This window comes from Bifidobacterium sp. ESL0728 (assembly GCF_029392015.1).
Lineage (GTDB): Bacteria > Actinomycetota > Actinomycetes > Actinomycetales > Bifidobacteriaceae > Bifidobacterium.
This window is the reverse complement of the sequence record NZ_CP113925.1, coordinates 667,532-688,271: the sequence shown is the minus strand read 5'-3', so window position 1 is coordinate 688,271 and position 20,740 is coordinate 667,532. Positions and strand designations below refer to the sequence as shown.

The following is a 20,740-nucleotide window of genomic DNA, read 5'->3' as shown; positions in this document are numbered from 1 at the left end:
CGGGCATGCGAGGAAAATCACTGAATCAAGCATGGAATCGTGAGTATGCTCGCATGTTCAATTGAACATGCGATGAAAATCAGGATTTATAGGGTAAAACACTGATTTTCATCGCATCTCGGGCAGAAGGAGCTGGCCTCAGCCACGGAGACGGGAGACGACCTCGGCGATCGAGGCATCGGTGGCGGTGGCGGAGAAACGCAGGTAGGTGGGGGCGCCGTAGAACTCGCCGGGGCTGGCGATGATGCCGAGACGCGCCAAATCCGCCATGTCCTGCCAGCAATCGTTGCTTTTCGCGCGAACCCAAACGTAGAGCGCGCCTTGCGGCATGTAGGCATCGTAGCCGTACGCACGCAGGCCGTCGACCAGCTCGCGCAGCCGCTTGGAATAGCGGGCATGCTGGGCACTTACCGCATCGGAATCGCGTAATCCAGCGGCCATCGCGGCCTGAACCGGGCCGGGAATAATCTCGCCGATCTGCTTGCGGTAGACCGTCATCGGGCGGACGAGTTCGGGGTCGCCAGCGATGAGTGCGGTACGATAGCCGGCCATGTTGGACTGCTTGCTCAGCGAATAGAGCACGAGAATATCCTTGGCACTGCCGTCGCAAACGTCGGGTTGCAGCATGCAAGGAGCAGGAGAAGGCTCAATGACGGCAGTCTTCCCGACATTTTCAGGCAATCCATCATTTGAACGCTTCGCGGATTGGCCGTTACCAGCTTCAACATTGGCACCATTAGATGCATCATTTCCATCACTATTATCAGCCCACGTGAGCAAGCCATAACATTCGTCGGAGAGGACCACGGCACCGATTTCACGGGCCGCAGCGACAATGCCGTGAAGTTGGGAGGCCGAAAGCACCTCGCCGGTCGGGTTGCTCGGGGAATTCACCCAGACCGCCTTGACCCCGGGAACGCGACGCCACGAATCGACGTCGGCGATGTCGGCGGCCTTGTAGGTCTTGGCACCGGCCAGTTGCGTACCGATATCGTAAGTGGGGTATGACACTTCGGGTTGCACGATGACGTCGCCCGGGCCGAAATGCAGCAGCGACGCCATCAACGCCACGGCTTCCTTGGAACCGACCGTAGGCACGAAATCGGCGCCAATCGCCCCAAAATCGACGCCACGCTTGGCGCTGAACCACTCCTGCACGGCTTTGCGCAAGTCCTCGGTTCCGGCAACGGTGGGATAGCCATGGGCATTGGGAGCATCCGCGGAATCGGCGAGCGCCTGCTGCACGCTGGCCGGCACCGGGTCGACCGGCGAACCGACGGAAAGGTCGATCATACCGCCGGCGGCGTTCTTGGCCGTCTCCTTATAAGGCGTGACGCGATTCCAATCGTAGGGAGAATCAAACCTGTAAAAACCCATTTCCGCCGCCCTTCGCGTCGTTTCAACCAAAGAAAAATATCTACTAGCGATGATACTGGCAGCAATGCCAAAGCGACATGTAATATGCGGCGCTTCCCCAGTCGCTGGCCTTTCAGACAACTCACGGCTCAGTAAGAATAAGCATCAAACAATAACCGAAGAATACGTATTGCATATGGTTATCGAGAGGCATAGTCATTGCTTCGTCTGGGCTGGCAAGCGTTTGGGCGTATTTCTCGTCAAGCCTGAAACCAGTCGAAAAACATGCAGGCTACTGGATCAGAACCGTTACGACGCAACTGCTTGCCGCTTCTCATGGCCCTACACATGAAGCGTAATACCGAATTGTTGTGGCCAACTCCATGAAAAGGGAAAACGATAGAAGCGCACGCGGTGCTGACCAACCCAAGAAGTGCATATACCGATAGAACAAATCCCGGGGATAGCGGCCAAAATGCTTGTCCAAAACAGGCTTCAAAGTATTCTGCCGAGTGGCATAAAAACCGTTTAAGATCATAACAAAGAGATTCGAACCGCATCTTTTGCTACTCGCTCAGTCCTTCAGGGCTGATTTTAGACATACCATCTGGCCTATAACCTAAACCCGTGGCTTCATGGCTGAAGGATGAAGACACGCAGGGTTATAAAACTGAACCAAAAACAAACCCGCGCATCTTGCCATATAAAAGCTGAAGACACGCGGGTTGTTTAATTGCGAAAACCTAAAGAATCAGTCCTGATTCTGCGGGGGAAGCGCGGCAATGCGAGCCTCGTCCTTGCCGGACGGGCCGGCGGCCTGTGCGCCGCCCAAATCGCCGATGTCGTTGAAGTAGGTGACGGCAGCGTCTTTATACCAGGCCCATTCCTCGGGAACGTCATCCTCGTAGAAAATCGCCTCAGTGGGGCACACGGGCTCGCAGGCTCCGCAATCCACGCACTCGTTTGGGTTGATGTAGAGTGTACGGTTGCCTTCGTAGATGCAGTCGACCGGGCATTCGTCGACGCACGCCTTGTCTTTGACGTCGATGCAGGGCTGAGCAATCACATAAGCCATTGAAGAGGCCTCCTTACAAGCTTCAAGTAGTATTAGCCTACGATGGAGCAACGACGGGTGAGGGCCACGGCCGACACGATAGACACAAGGTGAAATACGGGTTATAGGCCAGATAGAGTCGGTTATACCCGGGGTTTGGCCTCGTGGGAGTAAGCGTTTCATGCTGCTATTTTTCAACGAGGAAAAATCGGAGGCAATCCGACCTCCTCGCAAAGATTCAAAAGTGCGCATGGAAGCCGGGACCGGATGCACTGAATGTCGAGAAAAGCGCAGAAAACAACATGCCGACTTTATCGACGATCAGGACAATCAGAAGACGCCATCCAACACCCGACAAGATATCGTTAAGCCAATTCCTTGTGGCCTATAACCCTGAAATACGTAAGCGGTACCAAAACGCAACGTTTGGCGCCAGCTCCGGTTTCGATACCGAAATGAGATCCACCGAGGATTTTCCTTGCCATCCGGGTTTTCGCGAACCTGTACATTGTGCCGAAATACATCGCACACAGATATAAACAGTCTAAGCCCGCCGGCTTTCGGTATTCTCTTCCGTCAAACCGGCCAAGTCCAGATTTTCCTCGGATTTCTCCTTAATCTTCCTTTTCCTCTCTGACCGCTTCCACGTCCGCGTCAAGTTCGCCCGTGCCAAGTAGCGAATGGCGGTAGGAATAGCCGAAGTAGATGCAGAAACCGATCAAAAGCCAGACCACGAAACGGATCCACGTCAGAACCGTGAGGTTGAGCATGAGCCAGAGGTTGGCGACGGCGATCAAAATCGGCACCCACGGGTTGCCGGGAATCTTGAAGGAGCGAGGCAGGTCGGGACGCTTCTTGCGCATGATGGGGATGGAAATCGCGACCAACGTGAAGGCCGAAAGCGTGCCGATATTGACCATATCGGCCAGAATCGAAACGTTGAAGCAGGATGAGACGATGGCGACGAGCACGCCCACGGCAATCTGCAACTTGGCAGGAGTGCCGCGCTTGCCCACCTTGGAGAGACCGCGCGGCAACAGGCCGTCACGGCTCATCGCGAAGACCACGCGGGTCAGGCCGAGCAGCAGCACCATGACCACTGTGGTCAGGCCGATGACGATGGCGAAGGAGATGATCTTGGCGGCCCAGGTCGCGCCCGCAAGCTCGAAACCGGTGGCAAGCGACGGGTCCTTGGCCTTGGCCAGATCCTTGTAGGAGACCATGCCGGTGGTGACGATGGCGACGAGCATGTACATCACGATGACCATGAGCATGCCGATGCCGATGCCCAGCGGCACGTTGCGCTTCGGGTTCTTGGCTTCCTCGCTGGCCGTGGCCACCACGTCGAAGCCCAGGAACGAGAAGAACACCAGAGCCGCGCCGGAAATGATGCCGGAAACGCCGTAAACGGTGGGTTGCTGGCCGGTGACCCATTGCAGCAGCGGCTGGGTCATTGCCCCGCCGGAAGCCGGCCCCAGCACTTTGCTGGCTGGTTCGGACGGCGGGACAAACGGGGTGTAGTTGGACATCTTGATATAGAAGAAGCCGACGATGACCACGAAGACGACGATGCCGATTTTGAGGATCGTGAATGCGCCGTCAACGCGAGCGCCGATTTTCGTGCCAAGCACCAGAAGAACCGTGAAGAACGCGACGACAATAATCGGTGCCCAATCGAAGGTGAACCAGCCAAGATGAATCTCCGTGCTGGAATTGAAGCCCATCAAGCGCAGGAAATCGTTGAGATAGACGCTCCAGTATTTGGAAACCACGGAACCGGCCATCAGCATCTCGAGAATCAGATCCCAGCCGATCACCCAGGCCACCAACTCGCCCACGGTCGTGTAAGTGAACGTATAGGCGGAACCGGCTGCAGGAATCATCGAGGCAAATTCCGCATAGCACATCACCGCGGCCCCGCAGATAATCCCGGCGATCAGGAAGCTCAAAATGGCCGCAGGACCGGCGTGGAAGGCGGCGGCCTGCGCGCCGATGGAGAAGATGCCCGCGCCCACGGCGACGGCCACACCCATGACTGCCAGATCCCACGCGCCCAAATTGCGCACCAGCTTGCGATCGCCGGTAGCTGTCTCAGCCAGCGCTTGCTCCACCGATTTCGTCCTGAACAGTTCCATTCGACTTTCGACCCTTCGTATACTTCTCGGTCGTCTAAAAACCTTTCCTCACCATAGGAATATAACGTGACGAAAGTGTTACCCGACCCATATATCGGACATTTTATTAGACGAAAACAAAATTTTTATCCGTTAATCATTATCGAAATTGATACATTATGATATTTTCTATTATCCATCCGTATTCAGCAGGACAGCAAATTCGTTGCAAACAGCGAGAGGCAACCAATCCGTTTCAGCGCAAATCCAAACCAAAACGCCAGGAGAGACCTTGCGGCGGACTGTGAACGCAACCGACTCCGTTTCAGCGCAAATCAATGCCGACGACCACCGGCTCTGGCACCAGACGGATGCCGAATTCGGCCTCCACACCGTTTTGGACGGCTCGTGCAAGCTCGGAGATATCGCTGGCCTGGGCGCCGCCGCGATTGGTCAATGCCAGCGTGTGGAGGGTCGAAAGTCCGGCTTTGGCGTCAGGACTTACCTTGTAGCCCTTGTGGAAACCGGCATGGTCGATCAGCCAGGCGGCAGAGGTTTTGACCCCGGGTTTGCCGTCGGGCAGCGTCGCTGCAAATCGCGGGGCATCAACGGGCAACTTGGCCGCCTGCTGCTGGCCAAGTATTGGGTTCATAAAGAAACTTCCACAGCTGTGCCTGTCGAAATTCGGCTTGGACTCCGCCCTGCCTTTCACATCGGCATCATCCTGAACGGCCGATACTTCAGCCGAACCGTGACCATCCGGCATACTTTGCGCATTCAACATATTGCGCATATCAGACTTGCTGTTGCCCCCCAGTTCCGTCTGCTTGTCCGTTCCTACGGCTTTGGCAAGATTGTGCTCATCCTTGCAACCTTGCATCCACCGCGAGGCATATCTGCTGGGATCTTCCAGCATACCTTTTAAGGCACGAACCTTCAGCACGGCCTCGCGAATCGCCGCAATGGGCATCCGCTCCCCCACTTCAACACCGAGCGCCTTGGCCAGCTGGCCGAATGCCACCTCGCCGGTTTCGTTACGTTTCAGGGTAAAAGTCACGGAGAGCACCACGTAACGAGGTGTCGGGAAATAACGACTGGCAGGCATTGCAGGAGCGCTATACATACTGGATTTGAGGGCAGAACTGCGGTATCCAAAATGCATATCGTTGGGGTCTAGCCGGCAGATCCTGTCACTTTCGCGGTCGAAAACGCGTACGGAAGACACGGACGAAGCGACTTCCTGGCCGTATGCACCGATATTCTGCACCACCGAGGCACCAACGGAGCCGGGAACCCCCGATAGGCCTTCCACCCCTGAGAAGCCAGAGGCAACGCAAAACGCAACGAAATCGTCCCAATTGGCTCCGGCGTCGGCCACGATTTCGACGATATCGGAAGCCTCCGTCGTACAGGAAGTTTCCGCCGTGCCGACAAGACCCTTATCGGAAGTCTCCACCATATCAATAAGACTATCAATGGCTTTGGTATCGGCTATAGATTCATTGACATTGCCACCTTCAGCGACATCCGATTCGGAGTGCACATTGTTGGTCACGGAATCAGCGGCATCAATATCGGTGGCATCAACGCCATCCAGAACCGAAATGCCGTGTCTCTTGTCACGCACAACGACACCACGAAACGGCTCATCACCGACCAGCAGATTCGACCCACCGCCAATCACCAAAAGCGGAAGGTTCGCGGCATCGGCGTCGCGTACGGCAGCGATGAATTCCCCTTCGCTTTTCGGCTCGACGAACCGGTCGACGCTTCCGCCCACACCGATAGTGGTCAGTTGCGCCAACGTCGGCGTTTCAGAAGTCGGGGTTGCGGATGCAGGCATCGCAGAATCTGAAGAATCCAGCCGTTTCATCATGCCGTCGTTACCTATCTTTCCTTCGTATCAGGCGTATGCAAGTATCTGATGTTTTCCGATAACTGTCATTCCCAGACATCGGTTGCTCCGGAATCTTTGAATTTCGTAGCGTTTTGCCGCACTGTTTGCCGCCTAAATATGAAAAAAGCCCGACCGAAGTCAGGCTTCCTCAACGCTGAAACTCAACGAGTCTCGCGATGCACAGTTTCCTTGCCGCAACGAGGGCAGAACTTCTTGAGTTCGAGACGATCCGGGGTATTGCGACGGTTCTTGGTCGTAATGTAGTTACGCTCCTTGCACACCGTGCATGCCAGCGTGATGCCCGGACGGACTGCGGCGCTTTTGCTTGCCATTGGTTCACCTTCTGCGTGTTGTTGCTTGCCGACTTCTGTCGGTAGTTTGTAGCGGGAAAGAGACTCGAACTCTTGACCTTACGATTATGAGTCGTACGCTCTAGCCAGCTGAGCTATCCCGCCAGAGAGCCTCGGGTGAGAATCGGACTCACGACCTCTTCCTTACCAAGGAAGTGCTCTACCACTGAGCTATCGAGGCGTGGCGGATAGTGGATTCGAACCACTGAAGCTATCAGCGGCTGATTTACAGTCAGCTCCCTTTGACCGCTTGGGAAATCCGCCAATTACTCACTTCTTGGCTTTAGAGCCTCGAAGCAGGCAACTTGACTATAATGGCACGAACCGCAGACGGATGCAAGCCCACGACACGCCTAGTGTGTCGGAAACGGGGCCGTAACACCTTCACAGCAGAGGCTTTCCATGCCGCAAATCCAACCTTTTCGTTGATTTTAAAGTATCTCGATGAGCCGAAGGCCGGATTCATCAATCAGGTTTGCCGCAAACACGAACAGACCCGCCACAAACACAAAGTGGCCGTCGGCAATATTCCCGACGACCACTTTCAACGATTAGGTTTAGCACCGCTTTCAGGCGATGAGGTCAGGCGATGCCGTCATCCTTCAGACCTTGGCACACCTCGATGATCTTGTCGTTGGCTTCTTTCTCGCCAACGGAGATGCGGATGCCCTCGCCGTCGAAAACGCGGGTGGAGAGCCCAGCCGCAGTAAAGCGCGCGGCGGCTTCACCGGTCTTGTCGCCAAGCGGCAGCCAGTAGAAGTTCGCGTAGGGTTCCGGGAAGTCCCAGCCCTGCGCACGCAGAGCCTTGACCACGCGGCCACGTTCGGTAATCAACGCCTGCACACGCTCCATCAGCTCGTCCTTGGCATCGAGAGAAGCAAGGGCGGCAATCTGCGCGGATTGGGTGACGCCGAAGGGCAGCGACATCTTGCGCATGCCGGTGATGACCTCGGGCTTTGCGATGCCGTAGCCAATACGCAGGCCGGCCAGGCCGTACGCCTTGGAGAAGGTATGCGCCACCACAATGTTCGGATACTCGTGATAAAGCTTCATACCGACGCTGGTGTCAGGCGCGGTGTTGAAGTGAATGTAAGCCTCGTCGAAAAGCACGATGACATCGCTGGGGACGGCTTCCATCAGACGGCGGGCGTCCTTGTCGCTCACCGACGAGGATGTCGGGTTGTTGGGGTTGTTGACGATAATCATGCGGGTCTTGTCGTTGATTGCGGCAATCATCGCGTCGATGTCGTGGCCGCCGTCGGGACGGTTGGGAATCTGGACGCTGGTTGCGCCTGCGCCGGAGACGATGATCGGATACGCCTCGAAGCTGCGCCACGGGTAAATCACCTCGTCACCGGGACCTGCGAGCAGGTTGGTGAGCTGGGTGATGACCTCGGTGGACCCGCAGCCGAGAACAATCTCGTCCTGGCCGACTTCATAATCCTTGGCGAGGCGTTCGATGACCTGCCAGCCGCCCATGTCCGGGTAGCGGTTGATGCGGTCGAGCGCATGGTCTTCGATGGCCTTCTGCACGCTTGGCAGAGGCGGGTACGGATTCTCGTTGCTGGAGATCTTGAAGGACTTCTGGCCCGCGACTTCGGGGGCCGGCTTGCCTTGCTTGTAGGCAGGAATGGTATCAACTATGGCACGATGTTTGAAAGTCATAATCGCATTGTAGGCCGTAACGAGAGATATTGCACATTTTATGGTTCATTTTTAAGACAAAACCAAATGAATTAAGATAAAATAACACAAATTCTTATGAAAACTTATGAAAACGATGCTTGACTGCATAGCTGAAATCCACCGAAAGCGTACACCAAGCGTTCGTTGGCTGTTTGTCGGCCATTCGCTAGCCCCAGTAAGTCGTTTATCGGTCTCCCATTGATCATTCACAAACCGCCCACCAGCCGTTCATTCGCCTTATTGTATCACAAAACTAAAGATGCGTCCCAACCTTTTAGGCTGGAACGCATCTATATAACCTGGCGATTACGGCAATCAGTTCATGATTGCGAGTACATCGCGGGCGCCGACGATGAGGTAATCCTCACCATTGTAATGAACCTCGGTGCCGCCATACTTGGAATAGAGCACCTTGTCCCCGACCTTGACATCCATCGGGATGCGCTTGCCGTTGTCGTCGCGACGACCCGGGCCGACGGCCAGGACTTCGCCCTGCTGCGGCTTCTCCTTGGCGTTGTCCGGAATGTAAAGACCGGATGACGTCTGCGTCTCCGCTTCGGCTTGCTTGACAATAATCTTGTCTTCCAACGGTGTAAGTGAGATCGACACTGTGGACCTCCTCTTTCTTTATGAGAGTTGCATTTCCTCGCGCGAGGACACCGCTTTCAGAGGCTGACGATCACTTTCGGCACCGTCCCTTTGCGCTTACCTGTCTATCGTAGCGCGAAAATTAGCACTCTGCCAACCCGAGTGCTAACGCTCTGAGTGAAACCTTCACAATTGAGGCGGATAATGGCTATTTTGCAGGGGATCCGGCTAAAACAAATTCATTATCAGAAGTAAAAGATAGATATAAAACGTGGCAGGACTGATGAACGATAAACGTAGCAAGGTATCAACAGCCCAAACGAAACTACTGAACAGCAAACATAGCAAGGTATCAATAGCCCAAATGGAACTACTGAACGACGACCTGCAAACCGGAATATAGCGAACCTAAACGGCCCAGCAAACGACGAATCCAGCGTTCAGGCATTGCTTCAAATTTATATATGCAGATTTATATATTCAGCCAGATGCTCAGACGTTTCTGCGTTCGAGAATCTTTTCCAGTCCTGTTCCTAACGAATCCGACGAAACAGCCGGCGCTTCCGTTTCGGCTGAGACTTCCGCGGCATGGAACTTTTCGGGATCGCTGGTATAGGCCGGCTTCTCATCCTTCGCCTTGCTGTTGCGGCCGGCAGCGGCATGCCCACGTTTGGCTTCGGAACGAATCCGCTTGCGATTCCTCTTCGAAATCAGCCTGCCTGCGGAACCTTTTGCCGGTTCGGCTTCGTTTTCGGAAGTAGCCAAAGACGATGAAGCTGAATCGTTACGGCCTTTCTCAGAGCTTTGACTGGATGATTCCTTCGTCCGCTTCGATGCCGACGCAGAAGCGTCTTTCTGATCTTTTGCCTTGGCCTTGGCGACCTGACGTGTGGACTTGATCTCGAGGCTCTTCGGCTCTTCGTTTTTGACCTCGATGCCATTGCGCGGAGCGCCCAGCGAGAACGAGATGAGATCCTGGTTCGGGGCAAGATCGACGAGATCCAAAGCACGCGCGGGATGAACCTGCTTCAGCTCGTTGGTGGCATCCGTCGGTTCGACCACCTGCTTCTTCTCGGCTGTGTTAGCCTTGCCGGAATTATCGGCCGCGGCATTCTGACGACGTGGATTTGCCTGCTTGGAAATCTCCTTCTTAACCGGCTTGGAGGCATCTGCCGCCTGCGGATTCGGCCTACGGGCGGAAGTCGATTGCGATTGGGGCTGTGACGGCTTTGCCTGCGCTTTGTTTTGGGCAACAACGCGTTTTGTGGTGCTGTCGGACTTGGTCTCGGCTTTCGTAGTGTCAACGGCTTGTTCGGTAGCGGCTGTGGAATTCCCGGATTTTTTGACTGGCTGGGATTCGGCAATCTTACGGTCGGCCCCGGCGTGCGCCTTCGCGGCACGACGGTTTTCAATGTGTTCTTTTTCGGCCCGGGACTGCTTCATGGCCTTTTGGATTTCCTGCTCAGCCATGAGACCTGTGGGCTGCTCGTCGCGGGAAACGGGCTTCGCGGATGTCTTGCTGGCGGCTTGGTGATTGGATTCGACGACCTGGGCACCGGCAACGGCGGCACCGTCTTGATGAACCGTAGATGCCTTGGCCTGCGCGGCACGCTTCGCCTTGAGATCACGTTCCCATGCCCTGGCATGATTGGCCGTGCGTATACCCAACGCCACCACAACGGCCAGCAAAGCCGCCGGAATCAGGGCAAACAACGGACTGAACTTCAATGGGAACGAAATGGCGAGCACGACAATGGTAATTACAAGCAGAGATGCAGAAATAATGGCTCGCCGACGCGCCGCCTCACGACGAAGCCGACGTATATGCGCGACTCTGGCCCGTTCTTTCATGGCTTTCGTGGGTCGTGCAACCGATGCCCGCGCTGGACTTGCGACAATATCTTTTCGCTCCGATTGCATGACAATCCCTTTCGCCGAAGGCTGCCGTTCATCGCTGAACCGGGTACCGCTGCCTGCATCCACCAGATGCAACGACGGCGAGTACTTGTCCTCGCGATGCTCAACCACCTTTTTCATACTATCCGCAGTACGCCGCGGCAGCCAGCCAAGTATCAGAATAGCGAGGATGACCAGTACAACAACGCCACTCACCCACGCATAATCCATACTTCCAAGAATAGATAGAGTTAGTGACTTTTTACACAGGTGTAATTTGAGCGTGTCATACGAGCAGACGGCGCGTAAAACCAAGGGGTGCGTCCTCGGCCAACAAACTATACACATCGTGGTCTCGCCACTGATTGTGGATGTACATACTCTTTAGGCGCATGCCCTCGTGATGGGCCTGCAGTTTCTCCGCCACCCGCCGGGATCGTTCGTTTTCGGGAAGCATCGATATCTCCAAGCGATGCAGCTGCGGGCCGGTCGGGCTGAACATCGCCCAATCCGCAAGCATAGCTACGGCCAAAGGTGCGACGCCATGCCCTGCATGAGCCTGATCAACCCAATAGCCAATGTTGCCGCTGCGCATCGATCCGTAACAAATCGCACCCACAGAAATCTGGCCGATAATGGCCATCTGGTATTCGATGACAAAAAGCGCCCCGGCTCCTGTGGCTTCATCGTTTCGCTGCCGCTGCAGCCAAGTGTTGAATGTCAGACCGGGGCCATGCATCGGATCGTTGGAATCCCAAGGTGCAAGCCACGCAGCATTGCGTTGTCTAGTTTCGTTCCAACCCGCCTCGTCTTCAGCACTCATCGGGCGCAGGCGGATCTGAATGGCGCCTTGAGGCGGCAAGAGCTCACGCGGCATGGTGATGGCGTTGGGGTTGGGGGCAAGCGCGTTGCGCAGCGATCGAAAGACTGACACATATCCATAGTACCCATTCGTCTTTCACATATTGCAACGTCCCCACTAGTCGATCGATCAACACCTAGGTAGTATGGGCATATGGACGACAATATAGGAAAAATCGACGCATGCAAACAGGGCATGCGGCATGAGGCCATCGGCAAACGCAAGGAAATGAGCGAAAGCCAGCGGGCAGAGGCCGGCAAACGTTTGGGAAAACTGGCTGCGTCGCTGTTGAATAAGTTGCCAACCAGCGATTTGAAGTCCGGAGACACTGCGGCGGCTTACGTTTCGATGGGGACGGAAGTGCCGACTCTGGAGTTGCTCGACGAACTTTGTGAACGCAAACTGCGGGTGCTGGTGCCGCGGCTCGGCAAGGGGCGCGACATCGGATGGAGCGAATATGGCGGAAAATCCGGACTACGCAAGATGCCACGCACTGCTACAGGCGGGTTGCGGCCGGCGGAACCGGGCGGCAAGACGCTGGGGCCAAAAGCCATTGCCGACGCAAAACTTGTCTTTATCCCCGCCTTTGCTATCGACCTCGATGGCACCAGACTTGGACGCGGCGGCGGATGGTACGACCAGGTTCTCGGGCTGTGCCGCACCGATATGCTGAAAATAGGAGTCTGCTGGGACTGGGAATTCATCGATCGCCACGATGCGGTACCTCACGAAACGCACGATATCCCGGTTGACGTGGTTATGACGGACAAGCGAATTATCGTGTTATCCGCAAAATTCCAGATGATTACATTTCGGCAGGTGGGTCTGGGCCCAGCAAATCATGAAAGCTGACCAAAAAGTGTGATCTTCTCTGCATCGAGACGTTCAGCGCAATGATAATCATGCTCTCAGCCCGATTTTGGTGATTAACCCTGCAACAAACCACCCACTACAGAAACAATCACACTTTCAGCCCGATTTTGGTGATTAGCTCTGCATCATGGGCATAAACACAAACATAATCACATATTCTGCCAATTCCCGTGCCTTATACCCTGCTGTGTTTGCTTCACTTTCAAGTCGCACAGATGCCGCATATTCACCGGAAACGAACGGGCGTCAGGGCTGGGACTAGGATATGAACAGTTGACTTGTTGAGTGTTTACTTTTCTGGAGGGACCGTTGCCTACTTATCATTACCGTTGCAAGAATTGTGGATACGATTTCACCGAGCAGCAGTCATTCTCCGACGATCCGATCACCGTCTGCCCGAAATGCGGCAAGGAGCAGGTGCGCAAGGTCTATTCCGCGGTTCCCATCGAGTTCAAGGGGCACGGTTTCTACCGCACCGACAAAGGCGGATCGTCGTCTTCGTCGAAGAAATGATTACGACTGATTGAGTCTTATACGGATTGGTTGAGTCTTAGAAATCTTTCAAAAGCCGGGAACTTGCGTTTATGCAGGTGCCGGCTTTCGTGTTTTTCGGATTATTCGGATTCTTGGCCAGAAAACGTGTCTCTAGTCAATGGTGTTGGGATATCTGACGGCGGTCTGGAATTCGTTCCACTCGATGCCAATGCTGTATTCCTCGGGTGTGCTCAGGTTGTGTGCTGCGCCTTCGCGCGAGCATTGCCATGCCCCGTTTATAGTCTATAAGTTTAAGGCTTTTGGATTTGTCGGATTGCAGACCCAGTAGCCTGTAGATTTTTACATTTGCGATGGTGCAATAAAAGATCACTTGCCGATATTTCCGTATTCCCGTATTCCCGTATTCCCGTATTCCCGTATTCCCGTATTCCCGCATATTTATACACCTACGAGCAAAATTTCGACATCACAATAAAGTCACACAATATATCTGGTATCCATCATGCTCATCGTCAATTGGAATATCAAAACTTCGAATGTGGATAACCCGTTTTGCCGCTCCACCGAGACACGCCTCAAATGTTCATAACCCCTATCATCCGACCACAGTACCCGTTTTTACCCCGGTAATTTTGCGTTTTGGTCCATCATGGAGTCATGAACCTTTTTCACAACGGAGACAAACAGAGCCTCAGCGTCAAGAAACCGACGCTCAAACAACGACGAACCATGCGACAGACACGCACCGTGCTCGCGGCGTTGTGCGTCGGGCTTGCCGTTTTCTTTGCGTTGCAGTCGATTTCCAGCAGCATCGCCACTAAAACCGCGGTCACGGCGGTCCATACCATCAAACGTGGTCGAACTATCCGCGCAGAGGACCTCAAAACCGTACAAATCGCCGACAGCCCCGCGCTGGCGAATGTGTTCGGCTCCGATAGCGATGTAAAAGGGCTGGTCGCGCAGGTGGATATCGAAGCGGGCAACGTCATCGCCCGACCAATGGCACGCGCCTCGCCGGTAATCGGTCACGGTTTGACTTCCATCGACGTCAAACTCAGCGGGTCAACAAACGTATTGATCCCCGGCGACAAGGTCTCGCTTGTGGGAAGCACAGGATGCGGCACCGTACCAAATCCACCGGCTCAAAACCCCTCCGCAAACCAACAACCGGAAGCCGATTCAACACGGACAAACCCGCCCGACGAAGGCAATCCAAAAGACGGGGAAGCGGCAGAGGGTCAGGCAGAGGCCGGTGAAAGCGAAGGTGACCCAAATGGTGATTCCGGTGCAACGTCAGGCGAGGCGATGCCCGGCGACGAAGCGCCAAAACAATCGGATGGTCAGACCTGTACGCTGGTGAGACTTGCGACGGTGACCGGCAACCCACATCGCGATGACGGCGGCAATGTCACCACCCAACTTGCCATGCCGCCGCAGGACGCCGCGCGCATCATGGCCGTACAGGAGCGCATGCCCATTATGGCCGCCGAACTCTAAGCATGCAAAGTCCGGATGCCCTTCGCCATGCCACCGATGAACCAAACCAGACAAGCCTGCAGCAGAATGCTCGATGTCGTAAAAGCCAATCAATAACCCATTGCAATCCGATACTCCACTATCGGTTCGACACAAGGAAGGAAAAACGAATGAATCACCCTAATCCAACATGAAAGAAGGACTATCGATCCAAAAGAGCGCCAACCAAGCATACGCGATTCCAGAATTCCAGGAGAATTGCAAAAAGGTGATGGCTTGCCCTCACCATCACCTTTTGCAGAAAACCCACGGATCCTACTTATCGCGTTCGCTGAAAATACCCCAATGCGGGGGAAGCTCACGCAGGATGCGGCTGTCGTCGTCATGCTGTTTGCTGCCTGCGGGACGGCGGTCTTCTGGATCAAGCTCGATACCATCGACATCGAAGTGCTCGCTGCCTTTACGCACCACACGCTTGTGGGTACGAGATGAACGACGATTCGGGTCATAGGCCAAAGCCATCAGCGAACCTCTTGGTACAAATCGCTGATACGGCTGACGATCCGGTCGACTTCCTTATCGGGATTGACGAATGCGGCCACGCTCCAGACCGTCATGACCGACCAGCCGAGCGTCGCCAGATCCTGCATCAACACGCGATGACGCTTGCGAGTGGACTGAATGCCCATGAACTGCGCATCATCGGTCATCACCGCCAGCGAGAACGGCTTGTCTTTCAGCCCGACGACCAGAGGAATGGAGGCACCACCATCGAAACCGTAATTGGCGGCCACTTTGAGCCCGCGTGCACGGATGCGATCAGCAAGATCGTTGAACAGAACGTTGTCGCCTTTGAGCGACATCGAAGGACGCACCACTTCCTTGCCCAGGCCCTCGGCCCATTTGAGCATGACCTTCAACAGCTTTGGACCGGGCTGGTGCAGACGGTCGTCTTCCATATCCGCAGAACCAAAGGCGGAAATGATGTCGACGTTGCGATCGCCCAATGCCAAGGCGTCAAGCAGCTTGCCGTCACCACCCTCGCCCTCCAAAGCTCCGAACTGCTGAAGCAGGCGGCCATGCGAGGTCTTGGCAAAGCACAGGGAAAGGATGACATCGGTGGCTCGCACCCCGGCGACCTCATCGAGGTCGACCAGACGCACGTGACGAAGGAAGCGTCCCATGGCCTCATCCTTCAACGACAACGACTTCAACTCGGCGCCAAGCCTCGTGCGGAAGACCGGGGTCAGCGTGACCACGGCAAGCAGATAGCCGGTTGGTACCACGGTGAAAGCGGCGGCACGTTGCTTGATGACGGCGATGACCTCGTCGATCTCCTGTTGGCTGCTTTCCACCAATCCCGTGGCGAGCACCGGCACGCCATTGGCCTCGACCCTGTGGAAGCGCACCCTGCCTTGCACCGACTCCGTGGCCACATCTCTGCGAGCGCTGCCGTAGCCTTGTGCGGAGAGGAAGAGCGAAAGACGCGGGTCGCGGCACACTGGCTTGGAATCAACACTCACTTTCGGCAACAAAGCAACCAAGGCCTTCAAGGACTCGGAGGTGATGGTGGATTGATGGGCGATGACCACAACGCGCCTGGCTCGGCTCAAAACGCTCAGCAATTCGAGCGAGGGAATATGGGAAGCAGCATCGACGATGGCCACGTCGGCCAAAGGCTCGGGGTCGCTCAACACGGCAAGGGTGAACGGCGTGGCCATGATGACGGGCTTCGACGCCGCAAGAATCTGAGGATACTCATGCGTGATATGACTCAACGGCACATGAACGTTGCTCGCCAGCAATGTGTGCAGCTGATTGGCCTCCTGCGTGTGCGAGAACAGCATATCGCAAAGGTGACGCATGGACTCCTGCTCAAGCATGGGTCCTATGGAATTGACGTGGTCGATGTCAACCTGCACGAACCGGTCGGCTGCGGATTGCAGCGCGGAGCCGTCCTGATTGGAGATGATGGCCGAAGAACGGACAATATCCTCAAAGACCGTCGTCCACCAGGAAAGCTGGAGCTCGCCTTCAACCGCATCCAGACCCACATTTCTGGTGCGCAGGTCATCAATCAGCGCGTCAAGCCCCACGGAATGGAATTCGCGTTCGAGACCGGCACGACCGGGCAAGGTATCCAGGGCCTTGCGGTCGGAATAGAGCGCCTTGAGCCTCTCCTCAAGCCTCGCCAGATCGACGCTTTGCAGGTCGCCGCCCTCGACGGTGGTGGCGAGCACGGCATCAAGCGCGGTGATATCGCGCATCAGGGCTTCCTGCGTCTCCACTATCGTATCGAGTTTTGCCGGAAGCACAGGCCAACCGCCGTGAGGTACGATTTCATGCCATTGCTCGGATTGTTTGTCCACGACCTGCAGCGCATCGTGCAGGTCTTCCACTTGGGAGCCGGCCCGAAGCAGGCTCTTGGCCTCTTTGACGTGGCGGCGGCGTTCCCAGAATCCCATGCTCGTCCCCTCGGCCTTGCGCTGGGCCTTGGGTTTGCTCGCTTCGATCATCGAGTCGATATCACGTTCGAAAATCTCAGGCTGGAAGACGTCGAGCACACGGCGCAGATTCTTCAAGACCGTGACCTGACGGCCCCACTCCTGTACCGTCGACGGCACCGGGAACCCGCAGGTTTCGGCGACGGACGCCACCTGATCACGCGTTGCGGGAAGAAGGCGCTGCAGCAGGTTCTCAACCTTCTGATAGGCATTGATCGCTTCACTTTGCGTGAACAGCGAGGCACCGTACCATGGCGTGGTTTGCGGGCCGACACTGAATTCGCCGTATTCACCGGCCTTGCGAAGCTTCTTAATCCACTCTTCCATGTGCGGGGCGATGGCCCTCGCGGATTCGTTGGAAAGGCGCACATGAGTGGCCGGATGCGTCGGCATCGCAGAGATGCTGGCCAGATTCTGAATGGTCTGGTAGGCGGAGACGCCCCATTCCTTGCTGACTCCATGCAAATCACCGAGGTAGCGGGTCAGGCGCGAGCGCACCCCAACCAGCTCGTCGGAAACCTGATCGAAACGGGCGACGGACGCACCGGGCTGGAAGCCAACGGCCGCAATCAGCTCCTGATCGATTTGCTGGGCCGCTTTGGAATCGGCCATATCGACCACGCGGCTACCCATATGGCAGGAATCCATTTCATGGGTGAAACGCTTCTTCTGCCCTGCTACTCCCGGCACATAAAGCACAGTGCGTCCGGCAGAGACGCAACGGGAGGCGATAGCCGCGGATATCTGTGCGGTATCGTTGCCGGAAGCGTCGTCCAGAAACAGCGAATGGCCCTGCGCTGCCATATTCGCGGCATAACGTACGACGTTATCAACGTCGCCGGCCTCGTGCTCGCTGTGCGGGTCGGCGTCAAAAGGACTGAAACTCGGAAGTTTTACATCCTTCAAAGCACTGATGGCATCGGCATTGCCGGCCAACGCGTCAAGAGCGGTGTTGCCGCTTGGCTTGCTCGCCAGAGAATCGATGATACGACGGCTTTCGGCGAGCATCTTGGTGGCAGGGTCCATGAAGCAGCCCAGGATGATGTTACGTTCGATGTCGAAGTCAGTAATCGTCGGCTTGACCTCATCAGTGATGGCAGTGAATACAGAGGAGGTGTCGGGAGTCCCGCTGGCATAGTTCCTGCCGTCGAAAAGAGCGGTCTCATCGATATCGACGTGCTGGTCATGCATAGCCGTGGTGAACGCGGGGTTGAGACTGACGTGTCCGGTGAAACGGATGACGGCATCGGTCTCACGTCCGTCTGGCTTGCGATGCACTTCGACCGGATAAAGCAGTACGGGAACGCAATTGCCCTTCCATTTGGCCACACCGACCACCAGAGAAAGCTCAGCTACCCCGGCAGACCTTGTTTTGACGGCTTTGTCGTCCAGGACGCGTTCAAGTCTGCGGCCTGCCGCACGCAGCATGCCCGCATCACGGAACATGGAATCGAGGGTCGTGTGCCCACTGGCGAAGAGCTGGGCGATGCCGGAAGGATGGGCATGGGTCAGGTCGAGCTGCGCGGTGAGCTGTCCGACATCTTCCAAAGGCGAGGGAACCAACCCGCTGCGATAGCTGTCATACCATTTGCGCATCCGTCGGATGCCGCTCATTTTCTGGTTCGTCTCGCTCATTGTTTACGTCCCTCCCCAACCTCTTTACGATACTCGATATATCCTGAATTTTGCGAAAGCGCGGCGTCGATATCGTCGTTGCCTACCGCCGAAAGCCATGCGTACAAATCGTCATACAACGAAGGGTTCATTGCCAGGAACGGCAGAAGTTCAGGATGCTTCGCCATTTCGAACTGCACAGAGAAGTCTGTAGTCGATTTGGCATCTTGCGAGCTCATACCCTCCACTTCGACTTCGGGCTCAGGATGGTCGAATTCGCCGTTGGAGACCTTTTCGAAAACCGAGCCAGGTTCGAAAGTCGGCTTGAAACTCTGCTGCGCGCCGAACGAGCCGTCATTGGTAATCGAGCCTTCAGAAACACTTGGAGAATCCGCAATATCCTTTATCGGGGGCATAAACTTATTACGCTCTTCGGTTGGCCTGTTGCCTGCCGATTCGTTTTGCGAATCCTGTGAACCGCCGAAATCCAAGCGAGGACGGGCACCGCCGTTCTGCCTGCGATCCTCCTCCATGGCGACAAATAACGGAGCGTTTTGGTTGACTGGAGTCTGTCCGGAAGCCTGACCCGTTACACTGCCAAACTGATTCGTTTGCTGTTGCTGCGCGGCTTGCTGTGCCTGCTGCTGCGCGACCCTCTGTGCCTGCTGTTGTTGCCGAGCAAGCTGTTGAACCCGCGGCTGCGCGACCCTCTGTGCCTGTTGCTGTTGCTGCGCAACCTGACGTTGCTGCTGTTGCTGCATTTGGGTGGCAGCCATATTGCCGCCATTCGTATTGGTTTGCGGTTGCGCCGCTGCCGGCGAAGTCATTGGCTGCTGCCCGCGAAGAGCTTCTTGGGAAATCTGCTCATCGTTTTGACGTGAAGGCAGCGACACCTGCGGCACTTTTGCTCTGGTCTTCAATGGTTTGCTTCCGGCAGGGCCAGCGGTTCCGTTGGCAGCCGGCTTCGAAACCTTTTTGCTGGCAGCGGCAGGTTGAGCCGGATTCGACGCCTTCATAGTTTTGTCTTCAACTTCGCTCTTCATGGCATCTTTGAACAAATCGCGCGCCTTGGCGTCCTTGGCGTGAGCATCGGGAGCCATCACATTCAACGAAATCTGATCGATGGTATGGTCGGCTTGCGGGGTTTCGGACTTCTGGCTGGTTTTGGCTTCGATCGGCGATGGGGTTTCGCGCGCAATATTGCCAGCGTCGGCATCGGCATCCTTCACTGCCGATTCCTCCGGTTTTTGAGCGTTATTATTGTCCGCGGCTCCGGCGGAAACCGAAGCTTCGATACGGCTGGCCACATCGGCAGCGCTGAACGCCGTGGTCGGCTCCCCCGCGCGCAGGTTCAGAATATCATCAACCGACATATCGTTCAGGTCGGGCTCGATATCGGTGTTTTCGCCACTACTGGCCGCATAGTCGAACAGGTCGGTGATCTGATTGCCGTTCTCGTCGTTTTCATCGACATCGACCCGCACGAAATCCACCGGAACGTCGCCGAACTGCAATCTCATCGGCGAATCCGGCAAAATGAAATCCTGATTCGGCGTCAGCGGGCGCAAGCCCTTTTCCTCAACCACATACGAGCCGTTGGTGGAATTCAAATCGGTGACCGAAGCGCCTCCATTGGCCGCCACCGCGAATACCGCGTGACGTTTCGACATCGAACGCGTGTCGTCGTCGATTTCCAAACGTCGGTGTCCATCATCGGCAAGCGGGCGCAAAGGTCTGCGGCCGATCTCAACGTTTTCGCCGGGACCGACATCGACTTTCGTGGAGCCATTGACCTTGATGACCCAATGTTTCGTCGTTCGCGGATCAGACACCTTGCGGCCTCCCATATACACTTTTGCCTATGCTAATGCCATTCTGCCATGTTTGCCTTGAAACCGACAGAAAAATGACAGACATTGACAACACTCACGCATGAGCCTGTCCTCGCTTTTACCTTCAAGGACATGCCTTAGGC

Annotated in this window: 15 protein-coding genes and 3 tRNA genes; 3 read left to right on the top strand and 15 right to left on the bottom strand. The window is 55.7% G+C overall.

All coding sequences use genetic code 11. The features are described from left to right. Positions 1 to 138: 138 nt before the first annotated feature. The 12 genes from OZX67_RS02315 to OZX67_RS02260 all read right to left on the bottom strand — a co-directional run bounded on the left by OZX67_RS02315 (position 139) and on the right by OZX67_RS02260 (position 11,818). The gene (locus OZX67_RS02315; protein ID WP_277143795.1) at positions 139 to 1,377 is read right to left on the bottom strand and encodes an aminotransferase class I/II-fold pyridoxal phosphate-dependent enzyme; all 1,239 of its coding nucleotides are present in this window, start codon (positions 1,375 to 1,377) and stop codon (positions 139 to 141) included. 730 nt (positions 1,378 to 2,107) lie between these two features. Further along, on the bottom strand, positions 2,108 to 2,431 hold the full coding sequence (gene fdxA, locus OZX67_RS02310; protein ID WP_277143793.1) for a ferredoxin: 324 nt from the start codon (positions 2,429 to 2,431) through the stop codon (positions 2,108 to 2,110). A 593-nt stretch (positions 2,432 to 3,024) separates the two neighbouring features. Then, entirely contained in the window at positions 3,025 to 4,545 is a 1,521-nt protein-coding gene (locus OZX67_RS02305) for an amino acid permease (RefSeq protein ID WP_277143791.1), read from the bottom strand. A gap of 304 nt (positions 4,546 to 4,849) precedes the next feature. After that, positions 4,850 to 6,400 (bottom strand): FAD-binding protein, encoded by a 1,551-nt coding sequence (locus OZX67_RS02300; RefSeq protein WP_348519610.1) that lies wholly within the window; start codon positions 6,398 to 6,400, stop codon positions 4,850 to 4,852. 182 nt (positions 6,401 to 6,582) lie between these two features. Next, complete coding sequence (gene rpmG, locus OZX67_RS02295) at positions 6,583 to 6,753, bottom strand: 50S ribosomal protein L33 (protein ID WP_277143788.1); 171 nt, start codon at positions 6,751 to 6,753, stop codon at positions 6,583 to 6,585. A gap of 49 nt (positions 6,754 to 6,802) precedes the next feature. Continuing rightward, positions 6,803 to 6,876: transfer RNA gene (locus OZX67_RS02290), tRNA-Met, on the bottom strand. A 4-nt stretch (positions 6,877 to 6,880) separates the two neighbouring features. After that, positions 6,881 to 6,952: transfer RNA gene (locus tag OZX67_RS02285), tRNA-Thr, on the bottom strand. A gap of 1 nt (position 6,953) precedes the next feature. After that, positions 6,954 to 7,035 (bottom strand) — tRNA-Tyr (locus OZX67_RS02280). Positions 7,036 to 7,353: 318 nt separating this feature from the next. Beyond that, on the bottom strand, positions 7,354 to 8,436 hold the full coding sequence (locus OZX67_RS02275; protein ID WP_277143786.1) for a histidinol-phosphate transaminase: 1,083 nt from the start codon (positions 8,434 to 8,436) through the stop codon (positions 7,354 to 7,356). A gap of 336 nt (positions 8,437 to 8,772) precedes the next feature. Next, the gene (groES, locus tag OZX67_RS02270; RefSeq protein ID WP_277143784.1) at positions 8,773 to 9,066 is read right to left on the bottom strand and encodes a co-chaperone GroES; all 294 of its coding nucleotides are present in this window, start codon (positions 9,064 to 9,066) and stop codon (positions 8,773 to 8,775) included. A gap of 471 nt (positions 9,067 to 9,537) precedes the next feature. Further along, entirely contained in the window at positions 9,538 to 11,157 is a 1,620-nt protein-coding gene (locus tag OZX67_RS02265; RefSeq protein WP_277143782.1) for a hypothetical protein, read from the bottom strand. Between the two features lie 70 nt (positions 11,158 to 11,227). After that, complete coding sequence (locus tag OZX67_RS02260) at positions 11,228 to 11,818, bottom strand: GNAT family protein (RefSeq protein WP_277144855.1); 591 nt, start codon at positions 11,816 to 11,818, stop codon at positions 11,228 to 11,230. Positions 11,819 to 11,956: 138 nt separating this feature from the next. Between OZX67_RS02260 and OZX67_RS02255 the strand changes: the two genes are divergently transcribed. The 3 genes from OZX67_RS02255 (at position 11,957) to OZX67_RS02245 (ending at position 14,668) form a co-directional block, all read left to right on the top strand. Beyond that, entirely contained in the window at positions 11,957 to 12,655 is a 699-nt protein-coding gene (locus OZX67_RS02255) for a 5-formyltetrahydrofolate cyclo-ligase (protein WP_277143780.1), read from the top strand. A 330-nt stretch (positions 12,656 to 12,985) separates the two neighbouring features. Continuing rightward, positions 12,986 to 13,189: an FmdB family zinc ribbon protein gene (locus tag OZX67_RS02250; protein ID WP_277143778.1), complete on the top strand. Its 204-nt coding sequence runs from the start codon at positions 12,986 to 12,988 to the stop codon at positions 13,187 to 13,189. Positions 13,190 to 13,828: 639 nt separating this feature from the next. Next, positions 13,829 to 14,668: an SAF domain-containing protein gene (locus OZX67_RS02245; RefSeq protein WP_277143776.1), complete on the top strand. Its 840-nt coding sequence runs from the start codon at positions 13,829 to 13,831 to the stop codon at positions 14,666 to 14,668. Positions 14,669 to 14,962: 294 nt separating this feature from the next. Here OZX67_RS02245 and OZX67_RS02240 read toward each other — a convergent pair whose 3' ends face one another. The 3 genes from OZX67_RS02240 to OZX67_RS02230 are packed head-to-tail and all read right to left on the bottom strand — an operon-like array spanning position 14,963 to position 20,597. Then, positions 14,963 to 15,169, bottom strand: coding sequence for a hypothetical protein (locus tag OZX67_RS02240; RefSeq protein ID WP_277143774.1), 207 nt, complete (start codon positions 15,167 to 15,169; stop codon positions 14,963 to 14,965). Beyond that, positions 15,169 to 18,786, bottom strand: a complete 3,618-nt coding sequence (locus tag OZX67_RS02235; RefSeq protein WP_277143772.1) for a helicase — start codon at positions 18,784 to 18,786, stop codon at positions 15,169 to 15,171. The genes OZX67_RS02240 and OZX67_RS02235 overlap by 1 nt, the downstream gene beginning before the upstream one ends. Beyond that, positions 18,783 to 20,597 (bottom strand): FHA domain-containing protein, encoded by a 1,815-nt coding sequence (locus OZX67_RS02230; RefSeq protein WP_277143770.1) that lies wholly within the window; start codon positions 20,595 to 20,597, stop codon positions 18,783 to 18,785. The genes OZX67_RS02235 and OZX67_RS02230 overlap by 4 nt, the downstream gene beginning before the upstream one ends. Positions 20,598 to 20,740 lie beyond the last annotated feature (143 nt).